8 protein-coding genes, 1 tRNA gene and 1 pseudogene are annotated in these 10,591 nt (G+C 32.5%); 6 read left to right on the forward strand and 4 right to left on the reverse strand.

Annotated features, from left to right (window positions below; translation table 11 throughout):
* Window positions 1-1,686 precede the first annotated feature (1,686 nt).
* Entirely contained in the window at window positions 1,687-2,520 is an 834-nt protein-coding gene (locus ACFIJS_RS05065) for a peptidoglycan-binding domain-containing protein (protein WP_375650429.1), read from the reverse strand.
* Window positions 2,521-3,601: 1,081 nt separating this feature from the next.
* Here ACFIJS_RS05065 and ACFIJS_RS05070 point away from each other — a divergent pair.
* Window positions 3,602-3,919, forward strand: coding sequence for a DUF5330 domain-containing protein (locus ACFIJS_RS05070; RefSeq protein ID WP_375650431.1), 318 nt, complete (start codon window positions 3,602-3,604; stop codon window positions 3,917-3,919).
* 165 nt (window positions 3,920-4,084) lie between these two features.
* Window positions 4,085-4,495: a SufE family protein gene (locus ACFIJS_RS05075; RefSeq protein WP_273724544.1), complete on the forward strand. Its 411-nt coding sequence runs from the start codon at window positions 4,085-4,087 to the stop codon at window positions 4,493-4,495.
* Window positions 4,496-4,593: 98 nt separating this feature from the next.
* Here the strand turns inward: ACFIJS_RS05075 and ACFIJS_RS05080 are convergent, their stop codons facing one another.
* Window positions 4,594-5,031: a MucR family transcriptional regulator gene (locus tag ACFIJS_RS05080; protein WP_375650432.1), complete on the reverse strand. Its 438-nt coding sequence runs from the start codon at window positions 5,029-5,031 to the stop codon at window positions 4,594-4,596.
* A gap of 842 nt (window positions 5,032-5,873) precedes the next feature.
* Here ACFIJS_RS05080 and ACFIJS_RS05085 point away from each other — a divergent pair.
* On the forward strand, window positions 5,874-7,967 hold the full coding sequence (locus ACFIJS_RS05085) for a S9 family peptidase (RefSeq protein WP_375650433.1): 2,094 nt from the start codon (window positions 5,874-5,876) through the stop codon (window positions 7,965-7,967).
* Window positions 7,968-8,049: 82 nt separating this feature from the next.
* Here ACFIJS_RS05085 and ACFIJS_RS05090 read toward each other — a convergent pair whose 3' ends face one another.
* Window positions 8,050-8,652: a superoxide dismutase gene (locus tag ACFIJS_RS05090; RefSeq protein ID WP_375650435.1), complete on the reverse strand. Its 603-nt coding sequence runs from the start codon at window positions 8,650-8,652 to the stop codon at window positions 8,050-8,052.
* Between the two features lie 872 nt (window positions 8,653-9,524).
* On the opposite strand from ACFIJS_RS05090, the gene ACFIJS_RS05095 reads away from it, so the two are divergent.
* The 3 genes from ACFIJS_RS05095 to ACFIJS_RS05105 all read left to right on the forward strand — a co-directional run bounded on the left by ACFIJS_RS05095 (window position 9,525) and on the right by ACFIJS_RS05105 (window position 10,398).
* Window positions 9,525-9,599 (forward strand) — tRNA-Gln (locus ACFIJS_RS05095).
* Window positions 9,600-9,798: 199 nt separating this feature from the next.
* Window positions 9,799-10,080: a type II toxin-antitoxin system RelE/ParE family toxin gene (locus ACFIJS_RS05100; RefSeq protein WP_375650436.1), complete on the forward strand. Its 282-nt coding sequence runs from the start codon at window positions 9,799-9,801 to the stop codon at window positions 10,078-10,080.
* Window positions 10,081-10,098: 18 nt separating this feature from the next.
* Window positions 10,099-10,398 carry a HigA family addiction module antitoxin gene (locus tag ACFIJS_RS05105; RefSeq protein WP_330168901.1) on the forward strand — a complete coding sequence of 100 codons (300 nt, stop codon included), beginning with the start codon at window positions 10,099-10,101 and terminating at the stop codon, window positions 10,396-10,398.
* Between the two features lie 43 nt (window positions 10,399-10,441).
* Here ACFIJS_RS05105 and ACFIJS_RS05110 read toward each other — a convergent pair.
* Window positions 10,442-10,591: pseudogene (locus ACFIJS_RS05110) on the reverse strand (integrase); the annotation flags it as partial.

Here is a 10,591-nt window from a genome sequence, read left to right on the forward strand (position 1 = left end):
AATAAAAGTGCTTCTAAAATGCACGGTAAGTTATGTTATGCGAGAAAGTGTTTTTTTGAGAGGTTTATGAGAGAAAATATAAGGCAGGATAGACAAAGATGTATTATTAATACACTTTCTATTAACAAACCTCTTGATAGAGAGAAACGTTTTATTGTGCAGTCAATTTATGCGTTTGCTTTTTTATAGAGAAATGAACTCCTCACGCAAAATAGAATGCTCCAAACAAATGCATTTTTTGGCACATCATGCTGTTTGAGATAGACATCTCTCAGTGGATGCCTCATTTTACATTGACATTCGTGGAATGGGGATTATTTAAAAATCCTCGTAAGTTTATTAAAATTTTCCTAAAGTTTATAAACTTCACTATGCGCTACCATCTTTACATTTATGAAGGAATATCAAAGTTATACAATATATTGATTTATAATGATAATTTTTTATTTCTCATATTGAACGAAAGCTGCAAATATCATAAGATTTTCTTATTTCAACTTCTTTGATAATGAATCAATCAAAACCATGTTTTTTGTATGTTACAGGCGGAATTAGCGTCTGTGGATAAAAAAATAAAGTAAGGATATGCTTCTTATGAATCGTCTCAAGTGTCAAGAGCTATCACAAATTGAAGGTAGGTACAGTGGTTTAATGGTGCTAGCTTGCTTCTTCACAAGCGTAAAGATGATAGTGCACAAGTGGGGCTGCTATTATTATTCACAGGCGTTGTTGCGAAATGGGCTTGGGTTCTTTAAGAGATGTTTTTTTAAGAAAACCTGTGAATGGCAATCCAAGTATATTCCGTTTGGGATATTTTGTTTTACGTGAGGGGGCGTGAGCCAAAAAAGACAAGTGTTAAATAAAAGCATGATACAATAGGTAATCTCCATTCTTTTAAAGACATTGCTTTAGATGTCTTTGAAAGTCGTAAAGCTAGATTAAAAGGAAATGGCAAGGATGAAAACAGGTTTCTACCCTTAAAACTTCATATTCTTCTCAAATTAGGTTGTCTCCCTGTTTTAGAGATTATACAAACAGAGATGCGCAATATCCTTGCTTCTATTCGGCATACACAAGCTATAACAGCTGAGAAAGTACTAAAGTGTCTTAACATTTGTTTCAAACATACTGCTGCGTTAGGTTTGGATGTTGATTTATAGGCAACACCAAGAGCACACGCTCTCTTAGGAAAACAACGTCATAAAACACAAAACTTTCCAGCAATAGATTGGAGAGAAGTGCCGGTTTTTATCAGACACTTTGCGAAACAACAACCATAACACAACTAGCTTTACATCTACTTATCCTTACAGGTGTTTGCACAAATTCTTTGCGTCATATTTATAAAGATCAAATTGACGATAATATATGGACAATTCGTAGCTCGAGAATATGAAAGGTTTACGTGATACTACAACAAAATTTCGTGTCCTTTTATCATCAGAAGCAATAAAAATGCTAGAACAAGCGTGGTTGCTATTTTGCAATATTTCTTTTTTCTGCAATCGGTTGTGGTTTTCTTACAGCAAATTGTATGGCTCAATATGTAATGTGTAAGAAAACCATTCTGATTAATTGGATATAAGAGGGCTTGAGATGAAGGAATGTTTGGGGAGCATTAAACAAGCGAAAGATGAACTATCATTATAAATTAAGAGATTATTTTTATAGTATAGATGATTAGCTTCAATTTAATAAACCAATTTCACGCATTTTCATTAAAATTGTGTGATTAATTTTACCTGTTACAGGAAGATCAAACATTTGTTGAAACTGTTTTAAGGCTTCTATCGTCTTTTGATCTTCTATTCCTGTGACGATAACCTCCTCATTCCCAAAAATATGTAAAGCTTTTTGCACTTGTATAATATCTTCAACAGAAGGCTCTAAAATAGCTTCTTTTAAGTGTGTCATATTTTTTGTATTTGTTGTTTCTATTTCGCTCTGCTTAATTAATATTGCAATTTCATCTGTTGCAGGATTAGATAGAACATTCTTTTGCATTTTCTGAGCAGTTTGTTGTTTCCATAAAGTAATGGCTCGGCGTGTTTTAGGTCCTTCCAATCCATCTAAAGGTCCATCATAAAGTCGTAATTTTGCTAGTTCTTTTTGCTTTTCCAGCATGCTTGCTGATTGAGGGGGTAAAGGTGAATTTGTGTGGTGATGACTTGGAGAATATACAGAAGTTACACGAGAGAGTTCTTGTGATTTTGCTTTTTTTTCCGATAAAGTAGAGCTCTTCCCTATACTTTGAACGGAGGAAGATTTCATTTGAGTTAAAATATGTTGATGCGGTGTCATTTGCGAAAATAAAGCATTAAATGAAATAAATAAAAAACTAATGCTAAAAATAAGAGATCCAACAAAAAATAAAGTATTTTTTTGTGTATAGAAATAAAGAGTTTTTGCTATCCAAAAAATAAAATGAAAAATTATCAGAAGAAGTGTTATAACAATACTACTATAGTATTTACGGTGTTTTACAGTTTTTTTTTGGGATTTCTTTCGTTTTGTTGTCATTACTTTTATTTTCAGTTGCGTTTATTCTTTACAAAGAAACAAGTATAAATTATTTCTCACTTCCAGTCAGAGGGAAGTGCGTTAGACATTGTTACTTTTTCCTTTCAAACTCCTAAAATGCGCAGCTCCATTATATCAATTTATAACTTGATAAATCAACAAGAGTTCTTGTCAACTTTTATTCATTTCATTTTTTACAAATCTTCAATATGTACAAAGAAAGCACCAAATAATTAACATTTAAGATCATTTTTGGTGCATATGTTTACCTATTATTTAAAATAAAATTGAAAATATTTTCCTATAACGCTAAAAAGATAACAATCATTACCTATTCTTTGTAAGTTACATGTAGAGGGTTACTTATTCATAAACGGTTTGGTAATAATAATTATCTCTTAATATTATTATATTTTTGTATAAATTTCTTCTATTCAATAATTTTCATAAGTATCAATTAAATTGATGTTTATAATGTTATAGAAAAAAATTGGCTTGTGATTTAATCATAAGAGATGCATCTATTTTTTTAATATTTTTATCGACATGTTGATCATTTTCATGACGTTTCAGTAAAAATTTTATAGATAATATAAATACTTTATCGACACTAAAGTCAGAATAATAGAGTTTGACTTTTTTAGCTTTTTCAACTAAAATAAGACGGTGAGTTATTATTTAAAATAAGTATGTACACAATACGAAAAAGAGATTGAACTCTTTGTTTAATCCTTATCTTATCGCTACACTTTCTTGTGGAATAGAAGGTTACAAATGTGAGTTGTACATTTCCTAACTTTTATGCACGATCATGATTATATCTCTCATTTTTTATCATAGTATGTCCATTAATATAATCAGCTTATAAGTGTATAATTGGGATGTTAATTTTTTACTGAACAGACAATGTATCCCATTTTGTACAGCGGCATTGTGCCATATTTATAAAAAAGCCAATGATATAGATCGAATAAATGAATACTCAATTTTATAAAAAGCACATTTTATAAATTTTTTATAAAGAAACAGTGTATAAAATGCTTCTTTTATTGTATTTACCACTGTGGTACATTGATTGCCCATGATACATTTTTTAATCAAATTATCATTTTTTTTATTTTTTATTTTTGTCATTATTTCATTTTTTGTAGCAAATCAAAGCAGTAACCATTCTTCTAGCCCTCAAAATAATGAGATAACAACGAGCGATGCGATTATTGCTTTTAAAGAAGCTTTAAATGACTTAGGAGCATTTTGTGACCGTAATATAGAAGCCTGCAAAGTAGGAAAATCTTTTTTAAGTTCACTTGGTGAACGCGCATATTATGGTGCAAGAGCTGCTTATGAATATTTAGGAAACATCTTAGGGGACAAAAATAATATCAGAGACTTCCCTTAATGTTTCTTACAAAATCAAAATACAAGAGTTCTTACAAAACCATACAATGTTATCTTGAAATAAGGATTTTTAACGTTCTTCGTGTTATTTATGTTAGGAAAATAAATATTTATTTTTTATAAGTGTATTCAAGAATGATTATTCAAACGAAACAGGACTAAAATAATGGCGGAAACAATCGGTAATATCATAGAGAACTTTTCGCTTTTGGATAATTGGGAAGATCGTTATCGTTATGTCATTGAGCTTGGCCATGAATTGCCACCTTTTCCGGAAAGCGCTCGAAACGATGCTCATAAAGTTCCTGGTTGTGTTAGCCAAGTGTGGCTTTTATCTTCACGTAATAACTCAGAAGATCCAATATTGACGTTTCAAGGTGATTCCGATGCTCATATTGTGCGTGGACTCATTTATATACTTCTTGCTTTTTATTCAGGCAAAAAAGCTTCTGAAATTCGCAACTCTGATGCCCAAGAGCTCTTTGAAAAACTTGGTTTAAATGAAAATCTTACGCCACAACGATCAAATGGTCTAAAATCAATGATTAAACGGATTCGTAACGAAAGCTATATATAATCCCCTTGGTAGAAATTGCTATATATACAAAAGTTTCACACAAAACATGTATAATAAAATCAACTTTATACGCGAAACCATTTTTTCACAAAATAAGATTATTTAGTTTTTTTCCGTTTGCTTTTGCGTCCAAGACCCATTTCTTTGGCTAAAGCTGATCGTGTTTTTGCATAATTAGGCGCCACCATAGGATAAGAACTATCTAACTGCCATTTTTCACGATATTCCTCTGGCAACATTCCATAATGTGTCATGAGATGACGCTTTAGAGATTTAAATTTCTTTCCATCTTCAAGGCAAATGAGATAATCAGGAAATACTGAACGCTTTGGATTAACGGCAGGCCTTTGTTTTTCAACTTCGACTTCTGTTAACTCTAGATTTCCTGCCTTACGAAAAGCAGCATGGACATCAGCAATTAAACTTGGCACTTCAGTCGGTCGAATAGAATTATTACTCACGTAGGCAGCAACAATATCAGCAACCAATGTAATAATTAAATTGCTTTCAGTCTCTAAGACTGCACGATGTTCCATTCTTGTTTCCTTTAATTTAATTGAGTAATTCAAAATCGAGATATAGTGCATATACTCATGATATAAAGATCTCATGCACATGAGTTTCATATTGTACAAAAATCTTTTTTGTCAATTCAATTATTCTATAAAACTGCCAAAACACAAAAAAATCAAATAAATACCCTTTTTTTGTCATAATATACAATAAGAAAAACGAAGTTATTATATAGTAAAATATATTTTATCCTATAACATATCATACATAATATACAATACATCATAAATATAAAAAATATAGGATAAAATTTATTTATTTTTTTTGAGAACGTAAAAATAAAATTATTAATTATAAAAAATAATATATAAATTATTATTTTTTGTTTTTAATACTTATAATTTAGTAAGTTTCTTTAATAAATTTTAAATTTATTTTTATTATTTATTTTATTAAATTTAATAATAAAAAACATAATATATTATTACATAATAGTATTATTTATAATATAAAACTATTCATTAAAACGACATAGAATATTTTTATTTTTTTATATGGGAATGACAATAATTTAGATATATTTATACCGTTCTATAAAATTATACGATTATACTGTTTCAAAAAAAATCAATTCTTTTTTTCATAGTTTAATTGTCTTACCAGTCACTTTCATTGTAAAAGTGGTATTGTTCCCCTAGAAAACAATAGCTGTGATATGTAATGAACAGAAAGGTATTAGTTTTAAAAATTATCATGGCGCTATTTTTGCAAGTGAATAGAACTTATAGATTTTTACACTTGCATCAATAATTGTGATTCTAACATATAAACGAAGCTGTTAACATATTTTAATATAGGATTGTGTATGACCCGTACTTCTATAACTCCTCCTAAAGCGTCTAGAATCACTCATAAGGAAATATATCATGGTATTTTTCGTGATGACCCCTATCATTGGCTACGTGCGTCTAACTGGCAAGATGTTTTTAAAAATCCTAACTGTCTTGATCCAAATATTCGACATTATCTTGAAAAAGAAAATGCTTATCAATCAGCTCAAATGGCTGATACAAAACCATTCCGAGATTTGCTTTTTACCGAAATGAAAAACAGGATCCAAGAGAATGATAGTTCTGTTCCTATAAAACATGGTCCTTTTGCTTACGGATTCTCTTATGTTACCGGAGGTCAACAACCACATTATTTTCGGACACCAAGGAATGGCGGAGAAAAAAACGTTTACCTTAATGGTGATGTCTTGGCAGAAGGCAAAGAATATTTCAAATTTGGTTCAGTTCAAGAATCTCCTGACCATATACATGTGGTATGGACCTATGATGACAAAGGCTCAGAATTCTATACAGTTAAAATTCGTAATTTTGAGACATTGTCTGACTGTATGGACACAATTACTGATACATCTGGTCAAATTGTATGGGATGCTAGATCTGAAGGTTTTTTCTATACTAAGATGGATAAAAATCACCGACCTTCAGAGCTCTATTATCACCGATTAAACACTGATCAATCACAAGATAAGCTTATTTTTCACGAAGATAATCCAGGTTTTTTTTTAGATGTAAGCGGCTCTAAGCTTAATGATATTATTTATATTAATATCCATGATCATGAAACATCAGAGATCTGGTTGATTCCTGCTGAGGCACCTTTTACTACTCCCCAATGTGTACGGAAACGACAAAAAGGTATTGAATACTCACTTACAGAAGGTGGTGATGTCTTTTATATTCTGACCAATCTAGATAATGCAAAAGATTTCAAAATTATGGTAGCGCCATATACATCACCACAATCAGAAAATTGGTCTGAGTTTGTCCCACATCAGCTTGGGTGCCTAATATTATCCCATGATGCTTATCAAGATTTTCTTGTCTGGATCGAATATTTTGAGGGGCTTCCACGTATAAAAGTAATGGAACGTACCACTAAACAAGTTAATTCCATTGCTTTTACTGAAGAGGCTTATTCTTTAGGTCTGCAAGGGGTTGCAGAATATAACAGTCCAACTATTCGTTTTTCTTATTCGTCTATGACAACACCTGATCAAGTGTTTGATTATGAGATGAAAAGTCGTAAACGAATGCTTTTAAAAACGCAAATAATTCCCTCTGGGCATAATAAAGATGCATATGTAACACGACGTATTACAGCCATAGCAGACGATGGTGAGAAGATTCCTATTTCACTTTTTTATCACAAAAACACTCCTCTTGATGGTGGTGCGCCTTGTCTACTTTACGGTTATGGTGCTTATGGGATCTCTATTCCTGCCAGTTTCAATAGTAATGTACTTTCTTTAGTAAATAGAGGTTTTATTTACGCTATTGCTCATATTCGCGGAGGAAAAGAAAAGGGAGTAGAATGGTATGAGAAAGGAAAACATCTCTTTAAGCACAATACATTTACAGATTTTATTGCTTGTGGGCGTTACCTTGTAAACAATAAATTCACTTCTCACGACCGGCTTATTGCTCATGGTAGTTCAGCAGGGGGGATGTTGATGGGAGCCATTGCCAATATAGCTCCACAGGATTTTGCTGGAATCGTAGCGAATGTGCCTTTTGTTGATGTCTTAGCGACAATGTTAGATGCTTCATTGCCACTCACACCTCCAGAATGGGCCGAATGGGGGAATCCTCTTGAATCAGAAGAAGATTATAAGCTTATTGCTTCCTATTCACCCTACGATAATGTCAAAGCTCAAAACTATCCCCCTATACTTGTAATGGCAGGATTAACAGATCCTCGTGTAACTTACTGGGAGCCTGCAAAATGGGTGGCAAAATTACGAGACTTAAAAACAGACGATAATGCAATTTTATTACGTATTAATATGGATTCAGGGCACGCTGGTGCAGCTGGACGTTTTTCAAAGCTAGAAGAAGTTGCCTATATTTATGCATATATTCTAAAGATAGCAGGAAAAGACTGTTTCTAATCCATAATATCTTTGTTTGAAAGTCCCTGATAATTTATTGGATTATAAGGACTTTCATACACTAAAAAATTATTTAGATAGCTTAAAATTCACATTCTTCATAAAGTTTCAAAACATAGTCCCAATTAATTAGATGGTCTACAAAGGATTCGAGGTACTTCGGTCGAGCATTGCGATAATCAATGTAATAGGAATGTTCCCACACATCGACACCTAAAATAGGTCGAGCATTGTGAATTAAGGGATTTTCGCCATTCGGCGTTTTCATAATTTCAAGCTTGCCATCTTTAACAGCAACCCACGCCCATCCAGAACCAAATTGTGCGACGGCAGCAGCAATAAAGTCAGCGCGGAATTTGTCGTAACCACCTAGATCAGCCTCGATAGCTTTTGCTAACTTTTCAGGAAGTTTTTGACCACCACCATCTTTTTTCATCCAAAGCCAAAAGTGGTTATGATTGTAATACTGTGCTACATTATTAAACAAACCAATATTTTTTCCAAAACTTTTTTTAACAATATCTTCAAGGCTTTCATTTTCTAAGCTTAACTCTTTCACAAAATTATTGGTGTTGGTAAGATAAGCAAGGTGATGCTTATCATGATGATATTCAAGCGTTTCGCGGGACATATAAGGCGAAAGGGCATCGTAATCATAAGGCAACGGGGGCAATTCAAAAGCCATTTAAAAATCTCCTCGATTCTAATTGTTAAGCTTATTTCATAAGCCTAATTTGCCATTTACCGAATTTAAAAGCAAATGTTGAATACCTATTTATATGAAATTAGTTTTAATGTCTTTCTTTTTGTAAAAGAAGCTTTTAGGAAATGTATGCTCATCAATCAAAAAGGGCATTGGTCTACGTAAAGATTGCTTCTGAAGATTTTTTACATCTATGAATGGGCTAAATATCATATCTTTTGAATAAAAAGTAAATGGAAATAGCTATTATTCTTTGTTTATGTATCTCTATTTTTTTAATGCCAGATGAAATGTTTTTAATTTTTGCAAAACTCTTCTAATCTATTGGTGTATCATAGTGTTTGCAACAGAATATTAAGTGTTATTTTTTAGGAGATATTTTTCAATGTGCTTGATTTCATTTTATGGCGCTACCCATGCATAATATAATGTAAAAACCAGTGGATATTACCATCTTTACGCTTAATGAAAGAGCGCAGCAGCGCTATCATATACTTTACCGGTCGCCAATGTGGTGACAGATTTTGTCTTAAATTGAGCAAGATGAGATTTTAATATATCAAGAAAAGCAAATCATATGCTAATTTATTAGATACATGAGTAAACTACAAGATTTTCATTTTCTGTTCCTAGAAAATTAATACAAAGAGCAAAATAATTGGTGGATAAATGGTTTTTTACTTATGTTAAAAGCACAACTGTATATCAGTTTCTGCTACAAACTTATATTGATGCAATACCATACAAGATTTAGAAACTTTATGATAAAAAAGTAAGGTCTTTGATTTTCAGATATTGCGTCCAATCACAGGAATCGCTATAAGGTGCAAGAGTAGCTATAAAGCGTGTTTTTTTGGGGTATAGCCAAGCGGTAAGGCACCGGTTTTTGGTACCGGCATTCCCTGGTTCGAATCCAGGTACCCCAGCCAATATTTAATAAAATCAATAGGTTATATATAAGTTCGGGAGTTTTGATTCCGCTGATTCTTTTAACTTATTTTCCACCTATCCCTAACTTTTTTATAGCTTATACTCAATCGTTTTATCTAGATAACTGGATTTGCTAGCAGGGCGCTTGACTCTTATTTTTATTAATCGTATAGTTATGATATACGATAAGGGGCGGTAATGGCAATTGTGAGTTTCAAACATAAGGGCTTAAAATTATTTTATACAACAGGTTCCACAAAAGCTATTCGACCAGATCACGTAAAAAAATTACGCGTTATCTTGACAGCTTTAACAAGCGCTACGACGCCTGAAATGTTGAGAGCACCTGCTTTTAAAATGCATCCTCTTAAAGGTGAACTTACAGGATACTATTCTATATGGGTGAATGGAAATTGGCGTGTTACTTTTCGCTTTATAGGAGCAGATGTAGAGCTTGTTGATTATCAAGATTACCATTGATGAAAGGAACGAAAACAAATGATGCATAACCCCGCACATCCGGGCGAAGTTCTAAAAGTAGCTTTCTTAGAAGAAATGGGGATAACAATACAAAAATTAGCTGATCATCTCCATATGACAAGAGCTTCTCTATCAAGAGTGATTAACGGACATGCCTCTATGAGTACCGAACTTGCAGTGAAATTAGAATTAGCTGGTTTTAGTAAAGCAAAATTTTGGCTGGATATGCAAACGAATTATAATTTATGGCAAACAATGCAACAGACACAACCACCTATTTCTCCTCTGGTTTCTGATGCACCTCAAACGCCGCATTAATTTCATGCATAATTTTGACGGGGCTTTGTTTATATTCTTACTGTCAACCATGCCCCGAACCTTTTTGTAGCTTTTTGATTGCTTCTATTGCAAGCCGTTTTCTATCAGCTGTTTTGGTATAAAGGGATGCCATTTTATCTTCTGTCCAGCCAAAAAGCGCTTTCATTTGCGAAACTGTCGCACCAGCATTGGC

The sequence above is a fragment of the Bartonella sp. OT172YNZD genome (assembly GCF_042193725.1).
In the GTDB taxonomy this organism is placed as follows: Bacteria; Pseudomonadota; Alphaproteobacteria; order Rhizobiales; family Rhizobiaceae; genus Bartonella; species Bartonella grahamii_A.